The sequence below is a fragment of the Actinoplanes sp. URMC 104 genome (assembly GCF_051386375.1).
In the GTDB taxonomy this organism is placed as follows: Bacteria; Actinomycetota; Actinomycetes; order Mycobacteriales; family Micromonosporaceae; genus Actinoplanes.
In genome coordinates this window covers 727,983-752,084 of record NZ_JBPQTO010000002.1, presented here as the reverse complement: position 1 = coordinate 752,084, position 24,102 = coordinate 727,983, and the positions used below count along the sequence as shown (strand labels likewise).

The following is a 24,102-nucleotide window of genomic DNA, read 5'->3' as shown; positions in this document are numbered from 1 at the left end:
TTTTGCGTGTTCCTGCTGCTGTCGACCTCCGACACCGACCTGCTCAGCGCCCGTGCCAGCGGCTCGCCGTGGCGGCTGGCCAACCCGGCCCGCACCGGCGCCGACGACCTTCCGGCCCTGCTCGACGGGGTGGAGCTCGTCGTGGTGCGCATCCTGGGCGGCAGGCGGGCCTGGGAGGAGGGGCTCGACGCGCTGCTGGCCGGCGACGTGCCGGTGGTGGTGCTCGGCGGCGAGCAGGCGCCCGACGCCGAGCTGATGAAGCTCTCCACCGTGCCCGCCGGCGTGGCCGCCGAGACGCACACCTACCTGGCGCAGGGCGGCCCCGGCAACCTGTCGGCCGCCCACGACTTCCTCTCCGACACCGTGCTGCTGACCGGGCACGGCTTCGCGCCGCCGCAGGCCGCGCCGGACTGGGGTCCGCTGCCGCGCGAGACGACCGCGACCGGGCCGACCGTCGCGGTGCTCTACTACCGGGCGCACCACATGGCCGGCAACACCGCGTTCGTCGAGGCGCTCTGCCGGGCGATCGAGGCCAAGGGCGGGCGCCCGCTGCCGCTGTTCACCTCCTCGCTGCGGACGGCCCCCGACGACCTGCTGGCCGAGCTGCGCAAGGCGGACGCGCTGGTCGTGACCGTGCTCGCGGCAGGCGGCACGCGCCCGGCGACGGCGAGCGCGGGCGGCGACGACGAGGCGTGGGACGTCGGCGTGCTGGCGGACCTCGATGTGCCGATCCTGCAGGGGCTCTGCCTCACCAGCAGCCGTACGGCCTGGGAGGCGAGCGACGACGGGCTGTCCCCGCTGGACGCGGCCACGCAGGTGGCGATCCCCGAGTTCGACGGCCGCATCATCACGGTGCCGTTCTCGTTCAAGGAGATCGACCCGGACGGGCTGTCGGTCTACGTCGCCGACGAGGAGCGGGCCGCGCGGGTCGCGGGCATCGCGGTGGCGCACGCGCAGCTGCGGCACGTGCCGCCGGCCGAGCGGCGCATCGTGCTCATGCTCTCGGCGTACCCGACCAAGCACTCCCGGATCGGCAACGCGGTCGGGCTCGACACCCCGGCGTCGACGGTGGCGCTGCTCGCGGCGATGCGGTCGCGCGGCTACCGGGTCGGTTCCTTCTCCGAGTACGACGGTGACGGGCTCATCCACGCGCTGATCGCGGCCGGCGGGCAGGACCCGGACTGGCTCACCGAGGAGCAGCTGAGCGGCAACACCGTCCGCATCTCCGGCGCCTCGTACGCCGCCTGGTTCGCCACCCTCCCCGAGGACCTGCGGCAGTCGATGGAGCAGCACTGGGGGCCGCCGCCGGGCGAGCTGTACGTCGACAACGGCGACATCGTGCTGGCCGCGCTGCGCGACGAGAACGTCGTGGTGATGGTGCAGCCGCCGCGCGGGTTCGGCGCCAACCCGGTCGCGATCTACCATGACCCCGACCTGCCGCCCTCGCACCACTACCTGGCGGCGTACCGGTGGCTCGCCGACGACTTCGGCGCGCACGCGGTCGTGCACGTCGGCAAGCACGGCAACCTGGAGTGGCTGCCCGGCAAGAACGTGGGCATGTCCGCCTCGGACGGCACCGACGCCGCGCTGGGCGACCTGCCGCTGATCTACCCGTTCCTGGTCAACGACCCGGGCGAGGGCACCCAGGCCAAGCGGCGGGCGCACGCCACCCTGGTCGACCACCTGATCCCGCCGATGGCGCGGGCCGAGTCGTACGGGGACATCGCCCGGCTCGAGCAGCTGCTCGACGAGCACGCCAACATCGCGGCGCTCGACCCGGCGAAGCTGCCCGCCATCCGCTCGCAGATCTGGACGCTGATCCAGGCCGCGCGGATGGACCACGACCTCGGGCTGGACAACCGGCCCGGCGACGAGGAGTTCGACGAGTTCATCCTGCACGTGGACGGCTGGCTGTGCGAGGTCAAGGACGTGCAGATCCGCGACGGGCTGCACGTGCTGGGCGCGGCGCCGGCCGGGGAGGCGCGGGTCAACCTGGTGCTGGCGATGCTGCGCGCCCGCCAGATGTGGGCGGGCCAGGTGGCGGCGCTGCCGGGCCTGCGGGAGGCGCTCGGTCTGCCCGAGGACGCGTCGACCGCCGAGACCGACCGGGTGGAGGCGCTCGCGCGGGGGCTGGTCGCCGCGATGGAAGAGGCCGGCTGGCCGACCGACGCCGCTGAGATCGACGCGCTCGTGCGCGCGCTGACCGAGATGCAAACCGCGCGTAACACCGACATCAGCGACCCCCTTTCTCGTGATATTTCGGGAATGTCCAAAAAAGACGGCGGGGGCGGTGTGGTCGCGGGTAGCGCGGCGGTTGCGGGCGGCACGGCGGTTGCGGGCGGCGCGGCGGTTGCGGGCGGCGCGGCGGTTGGGGGCGGCGCGGCGGTTGCGGGCGGCGCGGCGGTTGCGGGCGGCGCGGCGGTTGCGGGCGGCGCGGCGGTTGGGGGCGGCGCGGCGGTTGCGGGCGGCGCGGCGGGGATCGGCGGCGTCGGCTCGGGGATTGACCAGCGCCGGGTGGGGGATGTGCTGGCGTTCGCGGCGGCGGAGATCGTGCCTCGGCTGGAGCGCACCAGCGACGAGCTGGACAACCTGCTGCACGCGCTGGACGGCGGGTATGTGCCGGCCGGGCCGAGCGGGTCGCCGCTGCGTGGGCTGATCAACGTGTTGCCGACCGGGCGCAACTTCTACTCGGTGGACCCCAAGGCCATTCCGAGCGCGCTCGCCTGGGAGACCGGGCAGGCGATGGCGGAGTCGCTGCTCGCGCGCTACCGCAAGGACTACGGCGACTGGCCGCGGTCGGTCGGGCTCTCCGCGTGGGGCACGAGCGCGATGCGCACGGCGGGCGACGACATCGCGGAGATCCTGGCGCTGATCGGCGTACGCCCGGTCTGGGACCCGGCCTCGCGCCGCGTCACCGGGCTCGAGCCGATCGGGCGCGACGAGCTCGGCCGGCCGCGCGTCGACGTGACCGTGCGCATCTCGGGGTTCTTCCGGGACGCGTTCCCGCACGTCGTGGCCATGATGGACGACGCCTTCCGGATGGTCGCCGACCTCGACGAGCCGGACAACTTCGTGCGGCAGCACGCGCTGGCGGACCGGGACGAGCACGGCGACTGGCGGCGGGCCACCACGCGCATCTTCGGCTCCCGGCCGGGGGCGTACGGCGCGGGGATCCTCCCGCTGATCGACAGCCGCAACTGGCGCGACGACAAGGACCTCGCCGAGGTGTACGCGGTGTGGGGCGGTTTCGCGTACGGCCGGGACCTCGACGGCGTGCCCGCGCGGCCGGACATGGAGAACGCGTACCGCCGGATCGACGTCGCCGCGAAGAACATCGACACCCGCGAGCACGACATCGCCGACTCGGACGACTACTTCCAGTACCACGGCGGCATGATCGCCACGGTGCGCGCGCTGACCGGCAAGGCGCCCGCGGCGTACGTCGGGGACTCCACCAACCCGGACGCCGCCCGCACCCGCAGCCTCACCGAGGAGACCGCCCGGATCTTCCGCGCGCGCGTGGTGAACCCGCGCTGGATCGCCGCGATGCGCCGCCACGGCTACAAGGGCGCGTTCGAGCTGGCCGCCACCGTCGACTACCTGTTCGGCTTCGACGCCACCGCCGGCGTGGTCACCGACTGGATGTACGAGCAGCTGGCGACCACCTACGCGCTGGACCCGGAGAACCAGAAGTTCTTCCAGCAGTCCAACCCGTGGGCCCTGCACAGCGTCACCGAGCGCCTGCTCGAGGCCGCCGAGCGCAAGCTCTGGGAGTCCCCGTCGCCCGAGACGCTGAGCGCGCTGCAGGAGCTCTACCTTCAGACCGAGGGCGACCTCGAGGACAACTGACCCCACCGGCACGACGACGCCCCCGACGGTTCCGGAACCGTCGGGGGCGTTTCGCTGTTCACCTGCGAGAACGCTGAGAAAGCGCTTCCCGGGCGCGCTACCAGGCATTGACACACGCCGAGACGCCGGTTCACAGTGGCGTCACAAAGAGCGCTTTCACAGGCTGTTCCCCGAGCCGAAACCGCTCTGACACATCCCCGAACCCTGGAGTCCCTCCATGACATCCCCGGTCCTGGACGGGTTGGGGACGCCTCGCAGCAGGCTGTCCCCGGCCCGGATTCTCGCTCTCGGCGCGGCCCTCACCGGCCTGATCGCCGCCTTCTTCATCGCCTCCACCGGACAGGCGCAAGCCGCCGAGGTGGTCGTCTCGCAGGGCAAGCCCGCCACCGCCAGCTCGACCGAGGTCGCCGGCGCCTACCTGCCCGGCGAGGCGGTCGACGGCAACAACGGCACCCGCTGGGCCAGCGCGTTCGGCGCGACCCAGTGGTGGCAGGTCGACCTCGGCGCCCCGACCGCGGTCAGCCGGATCGCCATCAACTGGGAGGGCGCCTACGCGAAGGCGTTCACGATCCAGTTCTCGACCGACGGCTCCAGCTACACCCAGGCGTACGCCACCACGACCGGCACGGGCGGCCAGCAGAGCATCCCGGTGAGCGGCACCGCCCGGTACGTGCGGATCAACCTGACCCAGCGCGCGCTCGAGATCTACGGGTACTCGTTCTGGGAGTTCCAGGTGTTCTCGGGCGGCACCACCACGCCGCCCACCACCACGCCGCCCACGACGCCGCCGGCCGGCTCGACGCGCCTGTTGTCGTACAACAAGCCGGCGCAGGCCTCCACGTGGCAGAACGACGTCAACTGCAACCCGTGCAGCCCGGACAAGGCGTTCGACAACGACCCGGCCAGCCGCTGGGCGACCAGCTCGACCAACGGCTGGGTGGACCCGGGCTGGATCTCGGTCGACCTGGGCGCCACCGCGCAGATCAGCCAGGTCGTGCTGCAGTGGGACCCGGCGTACGCCCGCAGCTATCAGATCCAGGTCTCGAACGACAACGCGAACTGGACGAGCATCTACTCCACCACCACCGGTGACGGGCTCAAGGACGTCATCAACGCCACCGGCACCGGCCGCTACGTGCGGATGTACGGCACCGCCCGCAGCAGCGCGTACGGCTACTCGCTGTGGGAGTTCAGCATCTACGGCACCGGCGGCGCCCCGACCGCCCCGCCGGCCCAGCCCGCCGACCCGACCTTCCCGGCCACCCGGCTGGTCTTCGAGGACAACTTCAACGACCCGGCCGGCACCAAGCCGAGCACCGCGAAGTGGACGTACGATCCGGGCGTCCCGCAGAACGGCGAGGTCCAGTACTACACGCCGAACAGCGAGAACGCGCAGATGAACGGCCAGGGCTCGCTGGTCATCGAGGCCCGCCGGCAGGACTACCAGGGCCGGCAGTACACCTCGGCCCGGATGAACACCGGCGGCAAGTTCAGCGCCCAGTACGGCCGGTTCGAGGCGCGCATCAAGGTGCCGAAGGGCAACGGCCTGTGGCCCGCGTTCTGGATGATGGGCGAGGACTTCCTCAGCGGCCGCCCGTGGCCGTACAACGGCGAGATCGACATCATGGAGGTCCTGGGCCGCAACACCAACGAGATGTACACCACGCTGCACGCGCCGGCCTACAACGGCGGTGGCGGCTACGGCCAGAAGAACGCGGCCGGGGTGGACCTCTCGCAGGACTTCCACGTGTACGCCGCCGAGTGGGACAGCAAGGGCATCCGGTTCTTCCTGGACAACCGGCTCGTCTTCACGGCGGCCAAGGACACCGTGGAGAACACCCGCGGCCCGTGGATCTTCGACCACAAGTTCTACCTGATCCTCAACCTGGCCGTCGGCGGCGACTTCCCCGGCCCGATCGACGCCAGCACCCCGTTCCCGTCCCAGATGCTCGTCGACTACGTGCGCGTCTACCAGTGAGCACCCGGCCGGGAGCGGCCCCCACCGCTCCCGGCCCTTCCCCCTCGAGGACGGCCATGAGAAAGAAAGCACTGTTCGCCGCCGCACTGCTCGTCACGTCCCTGCTCGGCGTCGCCACCCGGGCGAGCGCCGCCGACTCCCTGATCTCGCAAGGCAGGACCGCCACCGCCTCGTCCACCGAGTCGGCCGCGTTCCCCGCGTCCAACGCCGTGGACGGCAACCTCGGCACCCGCTGGTCGAGCGCCTTCAGCGATCCCCAGTGGCTGCAGGTCGATCTGGGTGCGAGCGCCACGATCTCGTCGGTCGTCCTGAACTGGGAGGCGGCGTACGCCCGCAGCTTCAGCGTCAAGGCCTCGGCGAACGGCTCGTCGTGGACCACCCTCTACAGCACCACCAGCGGCGCCGGCGGCAAGCAGACGCTCGCCGTCAGCGGCACCGGCCGTTACGTGCGGCTCGAGACGACCGCGCGGGCCACCCAGTGGGGCGTCTCGCTGACCGAGTTCCAGGTGTACGGCAGCGGCGGCGGCACCACGACGCCGACCATCCCGCCGGGCGCCGTGCGGGTGGCGGAGTTTCTCGCCGACTGCCCGTTCAGCCACCGGCTGCAGGACGACCCGATCATCTTCCCGAACCTGCCCGGCGCCTCGCACATGCACAGCTTCTTCGGCAGCACCGTGACGAACGCGGCGACCACCACGCAGGACCTGATCAACGCGAACTCCAACTGCAACCCGTCGATCGACAAGTCGTCGTACTGGATCCCGACCCTCTACAACGGCAACACGCCGGTCGAGCCGACCACCGGCATCTTCTACTACCTGGGCGAGGGCGTGCGCGACGACCTGATCGCGCAGACCCAGCCGTTCCCGCTGGGGTTGCGGATCGTGGCGGGCAACGCCAAGGCGACCGGGCCGAACGACAACACGATCTCGCGCTGGTCCTGCCTGCACGCCGGTGAGGTGGGCTCGTCGCACGACTTCGTGACCTGTCCGGCGGGCACGATGCTGGAGTCGTACCTGGACTTCCCTCACTGCTGGGACGGCGTGAACCTGGACTCGCCCGACCACAAGAGCCACATGGCGTACCCGGTGAACAACGCCTGCCCGGCCAGCCACCCGGTCGTGGTGCCGAAGCTGCGGCAGGTCATGCGGTACCCGGTCAACGGCAACCCGGCGAACTTCCGGCTCGCCTCGGGACCGGGCTACACGATGCACGGCGACTTCTTCAACGCCTGGCCGGTCGACGAGCTCGCACGACGCGTGAACGACTGCATTCGCGTGATCGTCAAGTGCGGCACCGACGGACGGCCCTGATGACCACGGGTGTCGCCGGCGGCGGAGTCGACGGCGGCGGCACCCGTCCCCAGGGCGCTGCTATAACGGACCGCATGAATCCGCGGCAGCACCCCACCATGGACCAGGTCGCCGAGGCGGCCGGGGTGTCGCGCGCGACCGTCTCGCGCGTCATCAACGGCGCGCCCAGCGTCGACTCCAAGATCCGGGAGATCGTGCAGCGCGCGATCGCCGAGACCGGCTACGTGCCGAACGTGGCCGCCCGCAGCCTGGTCACCCGCCGCTCCAACTCGGTGGCCCTGGTGATCAGCGAGCCGGACCGGCCCGACAACCACTCGTTCCTCAACCGGATCTTCACCGACCCCTACTTCGGGCGGATCACGGCGGGCGCCACGGGGGCGCTGCGCCCGCACGACATCCACCTGGTCGTCATCCCGACCGACTCCACCGACCACCACCAGGTCATGCGCTACCTGCGGCAGGGCCACGTCGACGGGGTGCTGCTGATCAGCAGCCACGAGCACGACACGCTGCCCCGGCAGGTGCACGAGCTGGGCATCCCCGCGGTGGTGTCGGCGCGCCCCACCTCGCCCATCGCGGTCAGCTACGTCGACGTCGACCAGCGGCTGGGCGCGCGGCTGGCCGCCGAGCGGCTGCTGACCCGGGGCTGCCGCCGGCTCGCCACGATCAGCGGCCCGCTCGACATCCCGTCCGGGCTCGACCGGCTCGAGGGCTTCCGCTCGTTCCTGGCGAACCGCGGGCTCGGCGACGTCCCGGCGGTGGAGGGCGACTTCACCCGGGCCGGGGGCGAGGCGGCCGCGCGCCGGCTGCTCGCCGAGCACCCCGACGTCGACGGGCTGTTCGTGGCCAGCGATCTGATGGCCGAGGGCGCGCTGCGCGCGGTGCAGGACCTGGGCCGTCGGGTGCCCGCCGACCTGGCGGTGGTCGGCTTCGACGACAGCAGCGCGGCGCTGGACTGCCGGCCGCTGCTCACCACCGTGCGCCAGCCGGTCGAGGAGATGGCCGCCGAGATGGCCGAGGTGCTGCTCGCCCACATCGCCACCCCGGGCCGGCTGCCGCGCTCGGTCACCTTTCAACCCACGCTGGTGGTGCGCGACTCGGCATAGGCTCGGGCACATGGACATTCTCGTCGCCGGCGGCCACGGCCAGATCGCCCTCCGCCTGTTGAAGCTGCTCGCCGACCGGGGGCACACCGCCCGCGGCCTGGTCCGCAACCCGTCGCACGCCGCCGACCTGCAGGCGGCGGGGGCCGTGCCGGTGATCGGCGACCTGGAGAACGACGCGTCGCTCTCGGCGTACGTCAAGGGCGCCGACGCGGTCGTCTTCGCGGCCGGGGCCGGGCCGGGCAGCGGGCCGGCGCGCAAGCGGACCGTCGACCTCGGCGGCGCGGTGAAGCTCGCCGACGCGGCCGCCGACCAGGGCGTGCGCCGCTATCTGATGGTCTCCTCGATCGGCGCGCAGGACCCGGCGTCCGGCGGCGAGGCGATGCGCGCCTACCTCGAGGCCAAGGCGGAGGCGGACGCGTACGTCACCGCGCGCGCCGACCTCGACTGGACGATCGTGCGTCCCGGCCACCTCACCGACGAGCCCGGCACCGGGCTGGTCACCGCGAGCCGCGAGCTGGGCGGCCGGGGCCCGGTCCCGCGCGACGACGTGGCCGCCGTGCTGGCCGCGTGCCTCACGACGCCGGCCACGATCGGGGTGACCTTCGAGCTGTTCGCGGGCTCGACGCCGATCGATGAGGCGCTGCGCTTCTGAGGCTCCTGCCGCAGTGTGATGGGGCGCTAACGTAGCGTCCATGGAGACCGCTGGATCGTTGCTCGCCGCGGGCACGGAGGCCATGCTCGAGGCGGCGTTCCGCACGGGCGACTTCCTGCCCGCCTGGCAAATGCTCGAGGGGGCGCGGCGGCACGCCTGCGACGAGGAGAGCCCGCGCGAGGAGGCCGCGGCGCTGACCCGGCTGGGCATGCTCGCGCACTTCGCGGCGATCGGCGGCGACCTGACCCGCGCCGACTGGACCACCGAGGAGCAGCTGTTCACCGCGGCGCTGCGCATCCAGCGCGAGCTGGGCGACGCAGCCGGCGCGGCCGAGTCGCTGTTCGGGCTCGGCCTGGTCCACCAGGTGCTGCGGGGCGACTGGGCGACGGCGATGCCGTTCTACACCGAGGCGCTCGCGCTGGCCGAGGGCTACGCCGACGAGATGGTGCGCTCCGAGGTGCACCGGCACATCGGCTTCTTCCACGTCTTCGTCTCCGGCGACACCGAGCGCGGGCTGCGCCACCTGCGCATGTCGCAGGTGCTGCGGGAGCGGTACGGCGACCCGCGCCGGGTGGCGACCGGCACGCTGGCGCTGGGCGAGGCCGAACTGGCCGCGGGCAACGTGCCCGAGGCGCTGCGCCTGCTGCGCGAGGCGGTGCGGCAGGCGCGCCACGCCGGGCTCTCGGCCCAGCGCATCGGCTGGGCCGAGCATGCCCTGGCCGACGCGGAGCGTGCCGCCGCCTGATTCGCCTCGTGTCGCAGCCGGGCACGGGTGCCGGGGGTGCGGCATGCTGACTGCCGTGATCCGCATGCGATTGGTCGTCGTGGCGCTCGCGCTCGTCGCGGTGGCCGGCTGCGCCTCGGTCGGGAACCGGGAGGACGCCGCGGCGGGCGTGGCCGCGCGCCTGCTGAGCGCCGTCGACGCGGGCGACGGCGACGCGGCGTGCGCCGTGCTGGCGCCCGGCACGGCGCAGGCCGTGGCCGAGGACGAGCCGTGCCCCGAGGCGATCCTCGACAAGGACCTGCCGGGCCCGGGCCGGGTGCTCGAGGCCTCGGTGTACGGCCAGTGGGCGCAGGTGCGGCTGGACGACGACACCGTCTTCCTGGGCGCCTTCCCCGGCGGCTGGCGCGTGGTCGCCGCCGGGTGCACGCCGCGGGGCAGCCGGCCGTACGACTGCACGGTGCAGGGGGACTGAGATGCGCGCGCTGTTCGTGCTGCTGCTCGTGGTGGTCGTCGCGGGCCTGGTCGCCATCACGGCGCTGGGGGTGCTGCACCGATGAGGAGGTTCCTGCGCGAGAACGCCATCGGGCTCGTCTTCGGCCTGCTGTTCCTGGCCGTGCTGGCCGGGGAGGCCTTCGCCGGGCTGGCCGTGTTCAACGAGGCCCAGCGCGCCTCGGGGCTGCCGGACGTCTCGTTCTGGCGCTACGTGACCTCGGCCAGCTTCGGCGCCGACGTGGCCGAGAACTGGCAGTCGGAGTACCTGCAGTTCTTCCTGTTCATCGTGCTGACCGTCTGGCTGCTGCAGAAGGGCTCACCCGAGTCCAAGTCGCTCGACAAGCCCGGCCTGGAGTCCGACGAGGACCAGAAGATCGGGCGGTACGCCGACGAGCGCTCGCCCGAGTGGGCGCGCGCGGGCGGCTGGCGCACCACCGTGTTCTCCAACTCGCTCGGCGCGGTGATGGGCCTGATCTTCCTGGGCTCGTGGCTCGCGCAGTCGGTCGCCGGGGTGGTGGCGTTCAACGAGCAGCAGCTCAGCGACCGGCAGGACCCGGTCTCGTGGGGCCGCTATCTGCTCGAGCCCGACTTCTGGAACCGCACCCTGCAGAACTGGCAGTCCGAGCTGCTCGCGGTGGCGTCGATGGCGATCCTGGCGATCTTCCTGCGGCAGCGGGGCTCGTCGCAGTCCAAACCGGTCGGCTCGTCGCACGAGGCCACCGGCGTCGAGGGCTAGAGGTCCTTGACCATGTGCTCGGAGGAGACCTCGAGGCCGAGCCGGTCGGTGAACTGCTCGGCGCCGGGGCTGCTCGCCGCGATCCACAGGCCCATCCTGGGCACGCCGCGGCGGGCGTACTCGGCCTCGGCGGCGGCGAGCAGCGCCCGGCCGTGACCGCGGCGGCGCCACGGCTCGTCGATCGTCAGGTAGTGGATCGTGCCGGTGTCCGGGCGCTGCGCGCCGGGCAGCGAGAGCCAGATCCAGCCGACCGGGCGGCCCCCGGCGACGGCGTGGCACAGCAGCACGTTGTCGCCGGCGACGCCCTGCGGGGCGAGCACCGTGGCCACGTCGCGGGCCCGTGAGGGCGGGGACAGGGGGTCGCGGGTCAGCGCGGCGGGGTCGGTGGCGATCAGGTGGTCCAGGCGGTGCTCGTACTCGGCCTGGGTCATCGGGACGAGCGTGACCGGGCTGCCGGCGGGGGCGACCGAACGGCCGCGCAGCTGGGCGAGCATGCGGTAGCCGAGGCGGCGGTAGAGCCGGCGGGCGCCGGTGTTGGCGCCGAAGACGTGCAGGCCTACCCGGCGTACGCCCCGGTCGGCCAGGTCGGCCTCGCCGGCCAGCAGCATCGCGCTGCCGTAGCCGCGCGAGCGGTGCTCCGGGCGGACCTCGATCTCGTAGACCCAGGCCATCGCGGGGTACGGCGCGCCGGACAGCGCGATCCAGAGCAGGCCCACCTCGACGTCGTCGACCATGCCCTTGCGCAGCAGCTGCCCGGGGGTGTCCACGCCGTCGGGCAGCAGGGCGGCGGTCTGCCGTTCGGCCTCCGCGTGCGCCTCGGCCGGCGGGATGCCGTAGTTCGCCGCCATGCTCTGCGCGTAGCCCGAGACCAGGTCGGGCCGGAGACCGGCGTACTCGTCCGCCGTGAGGTCGATCAGCGCCACGGTTGCCATGTCTGCACCCTGCCACCTCGCGGGGCGCCGCGGGGGGACGCTGTCCACCCCGGAGTCGGATGTCTGACGAATCGACATCCGTCAGTTCTGCCGGCTCGTCGGCGAATGGTACTTTGGCGGCCAGAAGCACCGAGAACTGCTGGTCACAGGGGGCGGCCTTGACCGAGCACCCCGACGCTCACCCTGCTTTTCATCGTGTGGTCGGGATCGACCTGGGCACCAGCTCGTGCGCGATCTCGGTGTGGGACGGCGCGCGGCCGGTGGTCGTGCGCGGCCCGGCCGGCTCGGCCACGATGCCCGCCACGGTGGGGCAGGACAGGTCCGGTCAGGTGGTGGCCGGGGTGCCGCCCGCCGACGACCCGGAGAGCGTCGTCGCCGGCATCAAGCGGCAGCTGGGCAGCGGCGAGCGGGTCCGGTTCCGCGGCCGCACCTATCTGCCCCGCGACATCTGCGCCTTTCTGCTCATCGAGCTCAAGCGGCAGGCCGAGGCGTTCGTCGGCGGGCCCGTGCACGACGCGGTCATCACCGTCTCGGCGGCGGCCGGCGAGGCGCAGCGCCGGGCCCTGCGCGAGGCGGCCGGACTGGCGCAGCTCAACGTGCGCCGGCTGGTCGAGGACCCGGTCGCCGCGGCGATGACGCTGGGCGTGGACGCCCCGCCCGGCACGTACGCGATCTACGACCTCGGCGGCGGCACGTTCGACGCCTCGGTGGTGCGCGTGGCCGACGGCACGGTCGAGGTGCTCGGCACGGCCGGCGACCAGCGGCTGGGCGGCGACGACTTCGACGAGCGGATCGTCGGCCACGCGCTGCGGCAGATCCGCGAGCGGCACCACGTCGACCTGAGCCGGGACGCGGCGATCCGGCGCCGCATCCGGATCGAGGCCGAGATCCGCAAGCGGGAGCTTTCCACGGCGCACAGCACCACGCTGAAGCTGCCCCTGCTCACGGCGACGGTGAGCGCCGGCGTCCCGCTCACCCGCCGCGCCTTCGAGACGATGATCGAGTCCGACGTGCAGCGCTCGCTCGACCTGCTCAGCGAGGCGATCGCGGCGGCCCGGGCCGCGCACGGCGTGAGCCGGCACGACGTCGACGGGGTGGTGCTGGCCGGCGGCTCGACCCGGATCCCCGCGATCCGCGAGCGGCTGGCGCGCTTCTTCGGCCGGGGGACGGATTGCGTCCACGCCGACGGCAACCCGGAGGAGATGGTGGCCCGCGGCGCCGGTCTGGTGGCTCGCGACTACCAGCCGGCGTCGCTGTTCGAGGGCTCGCCGGTCGGGCTGCTCAGCGCCGGCCTGCGGCTGCGGGCCGAGCTGGCCGGGCCCGAGACGCCACCGGCGCCCGACGAGCCGCCTGCCGGGCCTCCGGAGCCACCCGGCCCGGCGGGCCCGCCGGCCGAGACCCCCGCCGACTTCCGCCGCGTGGCGGAAGCCGCCTACATGCTGTTGCTGCAGCAACCGGGCCGGGTGGGGCTCGCCGCCGCGTACGGCGCCTTCATCGCGGCGGTGCAGGCCGGAGCCCCCGACGCGGAGCTGGCCGAGCTCGGCGAGTTGCTGCGCGCGGAGCACGGCCGGGTCGCCGACTAATCTGAGCACCATGCTGATCAGTTGTGGCGCTCCGGTGGCCGGGGCGTGGGCCGGGCCCGAGACGCTGGGCGCACTCGCGGCGCGCGCCGAGGAGCTCGGCTACCACGGCCTCTGGTCGTTCCAGCGCCTGCTGGCCGGCGCCGAGCAGCAGCTCCAGCCGGTCTATCGCAGCGTGCTCGACCCGATGCTCGCGCTGACCTGGGCGGCGGCCCGCACCAGCACGATCCGGCTCGGTGTCGCCGTCATCAACATCCCGTACGTCTCCCCGGCGTACCTGGCCAAGCAGGCGGGCACGCTCGACGTGCTCTCCGGCGGCCGGTTCACGCTGGGGCTGGGCACCGGCTGGTCGGAGCCCGAGTTCGTGGCGACCGGCTCGGACCCCAACCCGCGCGGCCGGCGCATGACCGAATACCTCGAGGCGCTGCGCACGCTGTGGACCGATCCGGTGGCGTCCTTCGACGGCGAGCTCTACCGGGTGCCGCCCAGCACGATGGCGCCCCCGCCGGTGCAGGCGGGCGGCCCGCCGGTGCTGCTCGGCGGCACGGCCGACGTGGCGCTGCGCCGGGCCGGGCGGCTGGCCGCGGGCTGGGTGAGCAGCAGCCGGTCGAGCTTCGCCGACATCGCGCGCGGCGCCGGGATCGTGCGGCAGGCGGCCGAGCAGGCCGGTCGCGACCCCGGAGCCGTCCAGGTCGTGGTGCGGGCCGTCGTGCGCCCCGGCGCGCGCGACGAGGCGCTGCCGCTGTCCGGGAGCTGGGCGCAGATCCGCGCCGGCGCGGAGCAGTACGCCGAGGCGGGCGTCACCGAGCTGTTCTACGACCTGAACTGGGACCCGCAGATCGGTTCGCCCGACGCCGACCCGCGGGCGGCCCGGGAACGCGCCGAGGAGATCCTCACCGCCCTGGCCCCGGGCGGCTGAGCCGCGACCTCAGCCGGTCAGGTGCAGCCAGTTGAGGTTGACGAACTCGCTGCCGTCCGGCCGCGCGAAGGTCAGGAACACCGTGTGCCGCCCGGTGACCGGCTTGAGATCGACGACGTCGGTGCGCCAGCTCTGCCACCCGTGGGTGCTGGTCACCGAGAAGGTCCCGATCGGCGGCGCGTCCACCGCGTCCACCCGGATCTCCACCTGGCCGCCGTTGCTCTGGTCGGACGCCACCCGGACCTCCAGCTGAGCCGGTGGCGCCGCCCCGAAGTCGACGCCGTCGAAGCGCAGCGAGTCGCCGGGCGCGATCCAGCCCACGTTCTGCCCGCCGCCCTCGTCCTCGGTGTCCTGCACCTGGACGCCGGTGAGCGCGGCGGCCGCCTCCGCCTCGATCCTCGGGTACACCACGGGAGCGGGCGGCGCGGTGGTCCGCACCGGCTCGTCCGACGGCGTCGCCTCGGCCGAGGGGGGAGCGGCCACCGCGGCCGCCGCCGCCGGCGCCGGGGACGGGGAGTCCTGCCAGCGGCCGATGCCATAGCCGGCCAGGAGCAGCCCGGCGCCGGCGAGCCCCAGAAGGGCGCGCCGGCGCGCGAGGTGTGCCCGGGTCCGATAGACGGAAGTCAGATCAACCCGCCCTGCTCCGGGAAGTGGCACGCCGCCGTCGAGCCGTTCGGCTTCGGCACCAGCGGCGGCACCTCGTTGGCGCACTTGTCCTGCGCCTTCCAGCACCGGGTGCGGAACACGCAGCCCGACGGCGGGTTGATCGGCGAGGGCACGTCGCCCTCCAGCTTGATCCGGCCGGCCGGACCGAGCTTGGTCACGTCGGGCACCGCGGACAGCAGCGCCCGGGTGTACGGGTGGGCCGGGTTCTCGTAGATCTGCTGCCGCGTGCCGATCTCGACGACCTTGCCCAGGTACATCACCGCGACCCGCTCGCAGAAGTGCCGCACCACGGCGAGGTCGTGCGCGATGAACACGAACGCCAGGTCGAGGTCGCGCTGCAGCCGGCGCAGGAGGTTGATGACCTGGGCCTGGATCGAGACGTCGAGCGCGGAGACCGGCTCGTCGGCCACGATGATCTTGGGCCGCAGCGCCAGCGCCCGGGCGATGCCGATGCGCTGCCGCTGACCGCCGGAGAACTCGTGCGGGTAGCGGTTGTAGTGCTCGGGGTTGAGACCGACCGTCTCCAGCAGCTCCTGGACGCGCTTCTTGACGCCGCCGGGCGGGTTGACGCCGTTGACCTGCAGCGGCATCGCGACGATCCGGCCCACCGTGTGCCGCGGGTTCAGCGAGGCGTACGGGTCCTGAAAGATGATCTGCATGTCCTGGCGCAGCCGGCGCAGTTGCTTGCCCTTGGCGCGCGTGATGTCCTGGCCCTCGAACACGATCTTGCCGTCGGTGGAGTCCAGGAGGCGTACGAGCATCCGGCCCGTGGTGGTCTTGCCGCAGCCGGACTCGCCCACCAGGCCGAGCGTCTCGCCGGGGCGCACGTCGAAGTCCACGCCGTTGACCGCGCGCACGACCGCCGCCGACCCGAACGCGCCGACGCGTACCGGGAAGTGCTTGGTCAGGCCCTCCACCCGCAGCAGCGGCTCGCGGTCGTCGGCGGGCGTCGACGAGCGGTCGGCCGCCGTGTCCACGAGATCAGTCATTGCGCCACTCCTGCATGGGCGATGTCCTCCTGGTAGAACCGCAGGCGGTCGGCCGCGGGCAGGTGGCAGGCGACCTGGTGGCCGTCCTGCCCGGCCGGGCGCAGCTGCGGCACGTCGGTGAACGACCGGTTGCCGTTGCGGCCGGCGTAGCGACAGCGCGGGTGGAACGCGCAACCGCTCGGAAGGTTGATGAGGCTGGGCGGGTTGCCCTTGATCGGCACCAGGTCGGCCTCGGCGTCGCCGTGCAGCGACGGCACGCTGGCCAGCAGCCCCCACGTGTACGGGTGCTGCGGCGCGCGCATCACCTGCTCGACCGAGCCGGTCTCGATGGCGCGGCCGGCGTACATGACCAGCACGTCGTCGGCGATCTGCGCGACCACCCCGAGGTCGTGCGTGATCATGATGATCGCCGAGTTGAACTCGCGCTGCAGGTCCTCGAGCAGGTCGAGGATCTGCGCCTGGACGGTCACGTCGAGGGCCGTGGTGGGCTCGTCGGCGATGAGCAGCGCCGGGTTGTTCACCAGTGCCATCGCGATCATCGCGCGCTGGCGCATGCCGCCGGAGAACTCGTGCGGGTACTGCTTGGCGCGCCGCTGCGGCTGCGGGATGCCGACCCGGTCGAGCATCTCGACGGCCCGCCGGGCGGCCTCGGCCTTGTTCGCCGACGGATGGTGCACCTTGTACGCCTCGGCGATCTGCACGCCGACCTTGTAGTACGGGTGCAGCGCCGACAGCGGGTCCTGGAAGATCATCGCCATCGACTGGCCGCGCATCTCGCGGATCTTCTCGTCGTCCAGGCCCACGATGTTGCGGCCGCCGATCGAGATCTCGCCGCTGAGGTTGGTGCGCGCCGCGTTGTGCAGGCCCAGGATGGCCATGCTCGTGACGCTCTTGCCGGAGCCGGACTCGCCGACGATGCCCAGCGTCTGCCCTCGGCGCACCGAGAAGCTGACGCCGTCGACCGCGCGGACCAGGCCGTCCTCCGTGGGGAACTGCACCTTCAGGTCGCGGACCTGGAGGAAGGCGTCGTCGTCGGAGGCGGCAACGGGGGGAACTGACATGAGGGACTCCGTTACCTCAGCTGAGCCGGACGCGTGGGTCGACGACGGCGTACAGCACGTCCACGACGATGTTGGCCACCACGATGAACGTGGCAGCGAGCAGCACCGTCGCGAGCACGATGGGCAGGTTCAGGTCGCTGACGGCTCGCACGGCGGTGCGCCCGAGCCCCTGCAGACCGAAGATCGACTCGGTGATCACCGTACCGCCGAGGCTGGCGCCGATGTCCAGGCCGGCGATCGTGATGATCGGTGTGATCGCGGCGCGCAGCGCGTGCCGCGTGTAGACCTGGCGCTTCGGCAGCCCCTTGGCCCGCGCTGTGCGCACGAAGTCCTCGGAGAGCGTCTCGAGCATCTGCGCCCGCGACAGCCGGGCGTAGAGCGCCGAGTTCAGGAAGCCCAGGGTGATCCAGGGCAGGATGAGGCCGAGCGCCCACTTGCCGGGGTTCTCGGTGAGCGGGGTGTAGGACGGCGCGGGTAACAGGCCGGTGCTGTAGACCAGCAACAACAGCAGCACCAGGCCGAAGAAGTAGACCTGCAGCGAGGCGCCGACCAGCGACAGGCCGATGGCGAACCGGTCGAAGCCGGTCCCTCGTTTCAGCGCCGAGACCATGCCCAGCGAGACGCCGATGACCAGCCACATGACCGCCGCGCCGACCACGATGCTCACCGTCACCGGCACCGTGCGCTTGAGCGTGTCGGTCACCAGCTCGTCGTTCCGGTAGGAGTACCCGAGGCAGGGCGCCGGGCAGCGCCGGACGAAGTCGCCCTCGCCGTAGGTGCGACCGACGAACACGCCCTTGACGAAGGCGCCGTACTGATCGACCAGGGGCTGGTCGATCCCGAGCCGCTTCTCCGTCTGGGCGATCTGCTCGGGGCTGCAGTTCTTGCCGCACATGACGGTCGCCGGGCTGCTGGGCACGGCGAAGAACAGCAGGAACGTGATCACGCTGATGGCGAACAGCGTGGTCACGGCGAGCAGCAGCCGCCGGAGGACGAACCTCACCATTTTTGTACCTGTTTCGCGCGATTCGACCCGGAGGGCGTGGGCGGCCGGTCGGCCGCCCACGCCCGCACGGAGGGGGACTTACTGCTTGACGAAGATGTTCGACAGAGCAGTCGTGCCGAACGCGTCACTGGTGTAAGCGTTGCCGACCTTGGAGCCGATCAGCACGTAGTTGTTGTCGTAGTAGGCGGGGACGACCGGGGCGAACTCCGTCATGATCCGCTTGTCCAGCGCCGCCCAGGCCTTCGCGGCCTCGTCGGCGTTGGTCAGGCCGTTGATCCGGTCGATCTCCTTGTTGACCGAGTCGTCGTTGAAGTACGCCAGGTTCTGGTTACCGGTCGGGACGATCTTGCGACCGTCGAACACCGGCGGGATCACGGTGTAGGCGCTCGGCCAGTCCGAACCCCAGCCACCCAGGTAGATGTCGTACGGGTTGCCCTTGCGGCCGACCTCGGTGTAGTAGTTCGTCGAGTCGATCGCCTTGGTGGTCACCTTGAAGCCGGAGGCCTCGAGGCTCTTGCGGGCGGCCTCGGCCTGCGCCGCGCGACGCGGCGTGTTCGCGTACGCCAGCACCAGCGGCGGCGGCGGGGTGCTGCCCAGCAGCTCCTTGACCTTGGCCGGGTCGCCGGTGACCGGGGCGTTGAACACGTCGTACTTCTCGTAACCGGCCACGGTCGGCGACATCAGCGTGGTCGCCGGGGTGCCGGCCGCCGAGCCGCCGAGCGCCTTGAGGACCGCGTCCTTGTCGATCGCGTAGTTCAGCGCCTTGCGGACGTTGAGGTCCTTGATCCGGTCGTTGTTGATGTAGAAGTACCAGACGTACTGCGTCGGGCCCTGGATCACCCGCTCCTTGACGGCCGGGGTGGTGGTCTTGGCCAGCTGCGCGGCCGGGACGTTCACCCAGGAGACGGCGGTCTGGTCGGGGCCGGCGTCGGCCACCAGGCGCTCGGCGATCTGGTCGGCCTGCAGCGTGAAGTTGAACGTGAAGGTGTCCGGGTACGCCGTGCGCAGCGGGTCGGTGTTCGGGTCCCAGTTGGTGTTGCGCTCCAGGACCATGGAGTTGCCGATCTGGTACGACTTGATCTTGTAGGGCCCGGACGAGAAGACCTTGCGGTCGTACTCGGTCTTGGTGTCCTTGGCCTTCGGGACCGGCGCCGTGGTGGGCAGCGTGGCCGCGTACGGCATGTCGCAGTGCGGCGTCTTGAACTCGAACCGCAGGGTCTGCGCGTCGACCACGGTCAGGCCCGGGGGCACCGCCGCGCCGCCGTTGTACGGGCCCTTGTAGGTGGCGTTGTACGACGCGCTGTCGGCCAGCCACTCCTGGATGTAGTGCGGGCCCTCGGACAGGTCGGTCGAGTAGGAGCGGGCGATGCCGTAGGCGACGTCGTTCGCGGTGATCTCGCTGCCGTCCTCGTACTTGAGACCGGGGCGCAGCTTGTACTCCCAGACCTTGCAGTCCTTGTTGACGTCGGTGCCCGGGTTCTCGGCGAGGTCGCCGACGACCTTCAGGTTGCCCTTGCCGTCCTCGCGGTAACCCGCCAGCGACCGGTAGAGGAGCTGAGCGGCGAGCTGCTGCACGTTGACGTAGTTGCGAGCGGGGTCGAGGTGCTCGAAGCCGTCCGGCAGGAAGACGCCGAGGTTGCCCCCCTTCGTGGCGCCCTCGACGGCCGGAGCCGGCGCCTTGTTGTCGGCGGCGTCGTACGAGATCGCGCCCGACTGGACCTGTGCCTTGCCTTCGTCGCTGCCGCCGCTGTCGTTGGTCGTCTCGCTGCAGCCCGATGCCACCAGCGCGACGGACAGGGCGCTGATCGCGACCGCTCCTATCTTGGACCGCACGGTTGTTCCTCTCCTATTTCTTCTTGGGATCTGATCCCTGGCCTCTTGTGGAGGAAGTTCGTGATGACGCCGGACGGCGCCCGGTCGGGCGGGTCCGGTCAGCGGTGGCATCCGCGCCTACCGCGACGACTTCGGGTCGAGCGCGTCGCGCAGGGAGTCGCCGAAGAGGTTGAAGGCGAGCACCAGCAGGAAGATCGTCACGCCGGGGATGAACGTGTACATCGGGTCGGCGGAGATGTACTGGATGCTGTTGAAGATCATGCGGCCGAGGTCGGGCGTCGGCTCGGTGACGCCGATGCCCACGAAGGCCAGGGCCGCCTCGGCCGTGATGAAGGCCGGCACGTTGAGCGAAACGGTGACCAGGATCGGCGCCCAGATGTTGGGCAGCAGCTGGCGCAGCAGGATGTGGGCGGTGCTCGCGCCCGAGGCCCGCGCCGCCTCGACGAACTCGCGCTCGCGCAGCGAGATGACCTGGCCGCGGACGAGGCGGGCGGTGTTGGTCCAGTTGAAGATCGCGAACGTCGCGATGATGATGCCGACCCGGAAGCCGGCCGGGATCTCGTCGCGGGCGCCGAAGAACCGGTTCTCCACGACCGGGATCGCCGCCAGCGCGAAGATCAGGAACGGGAACGCCAGCGTCAGGTCGATGATCCAGCTCATCACGCCGTCCAGCCAGCCGCGGGCGTACCCCGCCACGACGCCCATCAGGACGCCGATCGTGGTGGCGATGGCCGCGGAGGCGAACGCGATGAGCAGCGACGTGCGCAGGCCGTAGACGAGCTGCATGAGGATGTCGCGGCCGAGCCCCGGCTCGAGGCCCAGCAGGTGCGTGCCGCTGATGCCGCCCAGGTAGCCGACGGGCAGGGCGCCGAAGTCGGTCAGCTTGTCGGTGAACTGGTCGGTCGGGCTGATGCCGGTCATGCGCTCGATCAGCGGCGCGCTCAGACCCACGATCAACGCGACGAGCAGGGTGATCGCGCTGGCGAACGCGGTGCGGTCGCGCCGCAGACGCATCCAGGCGAGCTGGCCGGGCGACCGGCCGACGATGGCCTTGGGCTCCGAGGTGCCCGGGTCGGGCGCCATGGGATCCACCTGGAGCACCGCAGCGGCCGTCTCCTCGTTACCCGGATTGCGTGGACCCGGGCCGGCCGTGGTGTTGCTCATGTAGCGGTGTCTCCTTGCGCGCGACGGGCGATGACCGATGACGTGAGGGCCGGAACCGCTGCGCCTGGTGGGGCGGCGTTCCGCACGTCGGATCACCCTCTCTTCGAACGACGCCTCTCCCACCCGTGGGGCGAGAGAGGCTTTCATGTACTGCGGTCTGCAAAGTAGTCCGGAATTCGGTCCGTAGGAAATGACTTGACGCATCGAATGAATAACAGCCTGCGGGGAGCCTGCAGGGGAGTCCTCGTGCCATCCCTCCCCGAACACCACCAAACCGGACGTTATGGGCACATAGTTGATCTCCTGGCTGACCGATAACCCCCGATTGAGGGATCACGGGGCAATCGTACTGTTACGCAAAGTCGTTGGAATAGGGGTCCCGGGCTTGCTTCGAGATCGTTTCCGCGCCATGTCGATCAACGTTTGTCACCGTGCATGATCGTCTGCTCGCGTACCGCGAGGGGTCGCGCGCCGTTCCCCGGGCCATTCCCCTGATCGGCGACGGACGCGTTCGGCAAGCGCCCTGACACGCGGGGTGAAAGATGCCGGCTCGTATTCGCTGAAGCGAATGGCCGTGGTATTACCCCGGCGTTATGGATGTCGACCGCGGTCTTTGCCGCGGGCCGGCCGACCGCCGCCCGCCCGGTGTGCGGGCACGAAAAAGCCGCGCCCCCTCGGCGGGGGCGCGGCTCACTTGCGTCAGGCGGCGGCTGCCGCCAGCTCGCTGGCGCGGGGCTCGTGCACGATCGGGATGGTCAGCGTGACCACTCCGTTGTCGCACCGGGCCTCGAGGCGGTCGGTGTCCAGCGACTCGGCGTCGCTCAGGTCGACCTCCCGGGTCACCGGGCCGGCCGCCGTGGCCGCGGCGCCGTCGGCCGCGCGCCGCTCCGCGCGTACCGTCAGGACGCCCTCGTCCACCGAGATGTCGATACCGGCTCTGTCGACGCCCGGCAGGTCGATGTCGACGTAGAAGGTCCCGTCGATCCGGTACGCGGCCAGGCGCGCGCCGGAGCTGCGGGTGCTGTCGAACACGCGGCACGTGAGCTGATCGAGCTCGCGGACCGTCGCGCCGTGAGGCGACATGGTGTTTCCTCCAGGCGGAGTTCTTCTCTGCTGCGACCCGGGGCGGGGTGGTCCCGGATCCGGACTGGCCAACGGAGATTCTGACCTCGGAATTCCCGTACGCCCATGACCGGGGTCACGATCCGGACGAATCTTTCGTTACGATCCGTTGTCGTCAAACCAACGGGCGCCACCCCTCGGTGTGGCATCACCAGCGGCTTCCTCGTCGCTCGCGATCAATCCGCAGGCACGCAGCGTAATCATCCCTCGTCCACCGGGTGCGCGGCGTCACCCCTGCCGGCCCTCCGGCGCGTCCCCGTGCCGCAGCTCGTCGCGCCGGCGCTCGTCCTCGGCGGCTCCCTCCGCCTCGAGCTCTGCCCGGTGCTGATGGCGCTGCGAGGACCGGCGGTGGGCCTCCACGTCCCCCAGCCCGGCCTCCACCGACCGTTCGTGCATCTGCGCCGCCGCGTCGTGCATGTCGGCGTTGGCCCGGGCGGCGTGGGCCGCGTTGTCCGCCGCGCGCGACGCCAGCCGCCGCGACTGCTCCATCAGCTCGGCCGCGCGCACGCTCCGCCGGGTGGCGTGCTCGGCCGCGCGCCTGCTGCGCCGGGCGGCCTCGTCCTGCGTCTCGGAACCGGCCGGCTCCTCGTGGTCGCGGAGCTCCGTCAGGCGGTCCCTGGCCTCGTCGGCCCGCCGCCGCGCGCGCTCGGCCCGGTCCCGCGCCTCCATCTGGCGGCGGCGTCGCTCGCCCGCCGACCGGTCGTCCGCGTCGGTCATGTCCGACCTCCTCTCCGCGGGCGGTATTGCCAGGAAGGCGGCGAGGAAACCCCGGCTTCTTCGAACACTTGTTCTATAGTGGCGGCGTGGCGATCCTGCATGCCGACCTCGACGCGTTCTACGCGTCGGTCGAGCAGCGCGACGACCCCGCGCTGCGGGGCCGCCCGGTGCTGGTCGGCGGCGGGGTGGTGCTCGCCGCGAGCTACGAGGCCAAGGCCCGGGGCGTGCGCACCCCGATGGGCCTCGGGCGGGCGCGGGCGCTCTGCCCCGACGCGATCGTGGTGCCGCCGCGCATGCGGGCCTACTCGACCGCCAGCAAGGCCGTGTTCGAGATCTTCCGCGACACCACGCCGCTGGTCGAGGGCATCTCGATCGACGAGGCGTTCCTCGACGTCGGCGGCCTGCTGCGGGTCAGCGGCACCCCACGCGAGATCGCCGCCCGGCTGCGCGCCGAGGTGCGCGCCCGGGTCGGCCTGCCGATCACGGTCGGCATCGCGGGCACGAAGTTTCTGGCCAAGGTCGCCAGCGCGGTCGGCAAACCCGACGGCCTGCTCGAGGTGCCCCCCGGGCGCGAGCTCGCGTTCCTGCACCCGCTGCCGGTCGAGCGGCTCTGGGGCGTCGGCCCGGTCACCTCCGCCAAGCTGCGCGAGCACCGCATCACCACGGTCGGCGACGTGGCCCGCATCGGCGAGGCCGCGCTGGTGTCGATGCTGGGACCGGGCTACGGGCGGCACCTGCACGCGCTGTCGCAGAACCGGGACCCCCGGCGCGTACGGGTGGGGCACCGCCGCGGCTCCATCGGGGCCCAGTGCGCGCTGGGCCGCCGGCCGCGCCCGTTCGCCGAGATCGAGGCCACGCTCGACGCGCTGGTCGACCGCGTGAGCCGGCGCATGCGCGGCGCCCACCGGGCGGGCCGCACGGTGACCGTACGCCTGAGGTTCGACGACTTCGGCCGGGCCACCCGGTCGCGGTCGCTGCTCAAGGCCACCATGCAGACCCGCACCATCCAGCTGACCGCCCGCGCCCTGCTGCACGAGGCCCGCCCGCTGATCGACACCCGCGGGCTCACGCTGGTGGGCGTCGCGGTGAGCAACCTCGACGGCGACGGCCACTTCCAGCCGTCACTGTTCGACGAGGCCGGCGACGACCGGCTCGACGTGGCGATGGACGCCGTCCGCGACCGGTTCGGGTCGTCGTCGCTGACCCGGGCGGCCACGATCGGGCGCGAGCTGGGGCCGTCCGTCCCGATCCTGCCGGACTGAC

The 24,102-nt window shown here is 72.1% G+C and carries 20 protein-coding genes; 11 read left to right on the top strand and 9 right to left on the bottom strand.

Annotation, left to right across the window (positions count from 1 at the left end):
• The first annotated feature begins 6 nt into the window (after window positions 1-6).
• From cobN to ACSNN8_RS04360, 8 genes are all read left to right on the top strand, one after another.
• The gene (gene cobN, locus ACSNN8_RS04395; protein WP_436647098.1) at window positions 7-3,849 is read left to right on the top strand and encodes a cobaltochelatase subunit CobN; all 3,843 of its coding nucleotides are present in this window, start codon (window positions 7-9) and stop codon (window positions 3,847-3,849) included.
• A 217-nt stretch (window positions 3,850-4,066) separates the two neighbouring features.
• On the top strand, window positions 4,067-5,827 hold the full coding sequence (locus tag ACSNN8_RS04390; protein WP_436647097.1) for a discoidin domain-containing protein: 1,761 nt from the start codon (window positions 4,067-4,069) through the stop codon (window positions 5,825-5,827).
• 56 nt (window positions 5,828-5,883) lie between these two features.
• Entirely contained in the window at window positions 5,884-7,140 is a 1,257-nt protein-coding gene (locus ACSNN8_RS04385; protein ID WP_436647096.1) for a DUF1996 domain-containing protein, read from the top strand.
• Window positions 7,140-8,246: a LacI family DNA-binding transcriptional regulator gene (locus ACSNN8_RS04380; protein WP_436647095.1), complete on the top strand. Its 1,107-nt coding sequence runs from the start codon at window positions 7,140-7,142 to the stop codon at window positions 8,244-8,246. Before ACSNN8_RS04385 ends, ACSNN8_RS04380 begins: the two co-directional genes overlap by 1 nt.
• Before the next feature lie 10 nt (window positions 8,247-8,256).
• A complete protein-coding gene (locus ACSNN8_RS04375; protein ID WP_436647094.1) occupies window positions 8,257-8,898 on the top strand; it encodes an SDR family oxidoreductase in 642 nt (213 codons plus the stop codon).
• Between the two features lie 40 nt (window positions 8,899-8,938).
• Window positions 8,939-9,643 (top strand): tetratricopeptide repeat protein, encoded by a 705-nt coding sequence (locus tag ACSNN8_RS04370; protein WP_436647093.1) that lies wholly within the window; start codon window positions 8,939-8,941, stop codon window positions 9,641-9,643.
• A 43-nt stretch (window positions 9,644-9,686) separates the two neighbouring features.
• Window positions 9,687-10,094, top strand: coding sequence for a hypothetical protein (locus ACSNN8_RS04365; protein ID WP_436647092.1), 408 nt, complete (start codon window positions 9,687-9,689; stop codon window positions 10,092-10,094).
• An 81-nt stretch (window positions 10,095-10,175) separates the two neighbouring features.
• Window positions 10,176-10,850, top strand: coding sequence for a DUF6766 family protein (locus tag ACSNN8_RS04360; RefSeq protein ID WP_436647091.1), 675 nt, complete (start codon window positions 10,176-10,178; stop codon window positions 10,848-10,850).
• Here ACSNN8_RS04360 and ACSNN8_RS04355 read toward each other — a convergent pair.
• Window positions 10,847-11,782 carry a GNAT family N-acetyltransferase gene (locus ACSNN8_RS04355; RefSeq protein WP_436647090.1) on the bottom strand — a complete coding sequence of 312 codons (936 nt, stop codon included), beginning with the start codon at window positions 11,780-11,782 and terminating at the stop codon, window positions 10,847-10,849. The genes ACSNN8_RS04360 and ACSNN8_RS04355 overlap by 4 nt on opposite strands.
• A 197-nt stretch (window positions 11,783-11,979) precedes the next feature.
• Here ACSNN8_RS04355 and ACSNN8_RS04350 point away from each other — a divergent pair, with 197 nt between their 5' ends.
• Together ACSNN8_RS04350 and ACSNN8_RS04345 are read left to right on the top strand one after the other, a co-directional pair.
• Entirely contained in the window at window positions 11,980-13,365 is a 1,386-nt protein-coding gene (locus tag ACSNN8_RS04350) for an Hsp70 family protein (protein ID WP_436647089.1), read from the top strand.
• 10 nt (window positions 13,366-13,375) lie between these two features.
• On the top strand, window positions 13,376-14,281 hold the full coding sequence (locus ACSNN8_RS04345; protein WP_436647088.1) for a TIGR03619 family F420-dependent LLM class oxidoreductase: 906 nt from the start codon (window positions 13,376-13,378) through the stop codon (window positions 14,279-14,281).
• Between the two features lie 9 nt (window positions 14,282-14,290).
• Here ACSNN8_RS04345 and ACSNN8_RS04340 read toward each other — a convergent pair whose 3' ends face one another.
• From ACSNN8_RS04340 to ACSNN8_RS04305, 8 genes are all read right to left on the bottom strand, one after another.
• Complete coding sequence (locus tag ACSNN8_RS04340) at window positions 14,291-14,764, bottom strand: carbohydrate-binding protein (RefSeq protein ID WP_436647087.1); 474 nt, start codon at window positions 14,762-14,764, stop codon at window positions 14,291-14,293.
• A gap of 140 nt (window positions 14,765-14,904) precedes the next feature.
• Entirely contained in the window at window positions 14,905-15,936 is a 1,032-nt protein-coding gene (locus ACSNN8_RS04335; protein WP_436647086.1) for an ABC transporter ATP-binding protein, read from the bottom strand.
• Entirely contained in the window at window positions 15,933-16,997 is a 1,065-nt protein-coding gene (locus tag ACSNN8_RS04330) for an ABC transporter ATP-binding protein (protein ID WP_436647085.1), read from the bottom strand. The genes ACSNN8_RS04335 and ACSNN8_RS04330 overlap by 4 nt, the downstream gene beginning before the upstream one ends.
• A 16-nt stretch (window positions 16,998-17,013) precedes the next feature.
• A complete protein-coding gene (locus ACSNN8_RS04325; RefSeq protein ID WP_436647084.1) occupies window positions 17,014-18,003 on the bottom strand; it encodes an ABC transporter permease in 990 nt (329 codons plus the stop codon).
• Between the two features lie 78 nt (window positions 18,004-18,081).
• Window positions 18,082-19,836, bottom strand: a complete 1,755-nt coding sequence (locus tag ACSNN8_RS04320) for an ABC transporter substrate-binding protein (protein ID WP_436647083.1) — start codon at window positions 19,834-19,836, stop codon at window positions 18,082-18,084.
• A 117-nt stretch (window positions 19,837-19,953) separates the two neighbouring features.
• On the bottom strand, window positions 19,954-20,919 hold the full coding sequence (locus ACSNN8_RS04315; RefSeq protein ID WP_436649402.1) for an ABC transporter permease: 966 nt from the start codon (window positions 20,917-20,919) through the stop codon (window positions 19,954-19,956).
• Window positions 20,920-21,699: 780 nt separating this feature from the next.
• Window positions 21,700-22,083, bottom strand: a complete 384-nt coding sequence (locus tag ACSNN8_RS04310) for an Hsp20/alpha crystallin family protein (RefSeq protein WP_436647082.1) — start codon at window positions 22,081-22,083, stop codon at window positions 21,700-21,702.
• A gap of 267 nt (window positions 22,084-22,350) precedes the next feature.
• Window positions 22,351-22,839: a hypothetical protein gene (locus tag ACSNN8_RS04305; protein WP_436647081.1), complete on the bottom strand. Its 489-nt coding sequence runs from the start codon at window positions 22,837-22,839 to the stop codon at window positions 22,351-22,353.
• An 86-nt stretch (window positions 22,840-22,925) separates the two neighbouring features.
• On the opposite strand from ACSNN8_RS04305, the gene dinB reads away from it, so the two are divergent.
• A complete protein-coding gene (gene dinB / locus ACSNN8_RS04300; RefSeq protein WP_436647080.1) occupies window positions 22,926-24,101 on the top strand; it encodes a DNA polymerase IV in 1,176 nt (391 codons plus the stop codon).
• Window position 24,102 lies beyond the last annotated feature (1 nt).

Coding starts and splice junctions, on each gene's coding strand:
- ACSNN8_RS04390 (WP_436647097.1), top strand. CDS start 4,067: ATGACATCCCCGGTCCTGGACGGGTTGGGGACGCCTCGCAGCAGGCTG.
- ACSNN8_RS04385 (WP_436647096.1), top strand. CDS start 5,884: ATGAGAAAGAAAGCACTGTTCGCCGCCGCACTGCTCGTCACGTCCCTG.
- ACSNN8_RS04380 (WP_436647095.1), top strand. CDS start 7,140: ATGACCACGGGTGTCGCCGGCGGCGGAGTCGACGGCGGCGGCACCCGT.
- ACSNN8_RS04375 (WP_436647094.1), top strand. CDS start 8,257: ATGGACATTCTCGTCGCCGGCGGCCACGGCCAGATCGCCCTCCGCCTG.
- ACSNN8_RS04370 (WP_436647093.1), top strand. CDS start 8,939: ATGGAGACCGCTGGATCGTTGCTCGCCGCGGGCACGGAGGCCATGCTC.
- ACSNN8_RS04365 (WP_436647092.1), top strand. CDS start 9,687: ATGCTGACTGCCGTGATCCGCATGCGATTGGTCGTCGTGGCGCTCGCG.
- ACSNN8_RS04360 (WP_436647091.1), top strand. CDS start 10,176: ATGAGGAGGTTCCTGCGCGAGAACGCCATCGGGCTCGTCTTCGGCCTG.
- ACSNN8_RS04355 (WP_436647090.1), bottom strand. CDS start 11,782: ATGGCAACCGTGGCGCTGATCGACCTCACGGCGGACGAGTACGCCGGT.
- ACSNN8_RS04345 (WP_436647088.1), top strand. CDS start 13,376: ATGCTGATCAGTTGTGGCGCTCCGGTGGCCGGGGCGTGGGCCGGGCCC.
- ACSNN8_RS04335 (WP_436647086.1), bottom strand. CDS start 15,936: ATGACTGATCTCGTGGACACGGCGGCCGACCGCTCGTCGACGCCCGCC.
- ACSNN8_RS04330 (WP_436647085.1), bottom strand. CDS start 16,997: ATGTCAGTTCCCCCCGTTGCCGCCTCCGACGACGACGCCTTCCTCCAG.
- ACSNN8_RS04325 (WP_436647084.1), bottom strand. CDS start 18,003: ATGGTGAGGTTCGTCCTCCGGCGGCTGCTGCTCGCCGTGACCACGCTG.
- ACSNN8_RS04315 (WP_436649402.1), bottom strand. CDS start 20,919: ATGGCGCCCGACCCGGGCACCTCGGAGCCCAAGGCCATCGTCGGCCGG.
- ACSNN8_RS04310 (WP_436647082.1), bottom strand. CDS start 22,083: ATGTCGCCTCACGGCGCGACGGTCCGCGAGCTCGATCAGCTCACGTGC.
- ACSNN8_RS04305 (WP_436647081.1), bottom strand. CDS start 22,839: ATGACCGACGCGGACGACCGGTCGGCGGGCGAGCGACGCCGCCGCCAG.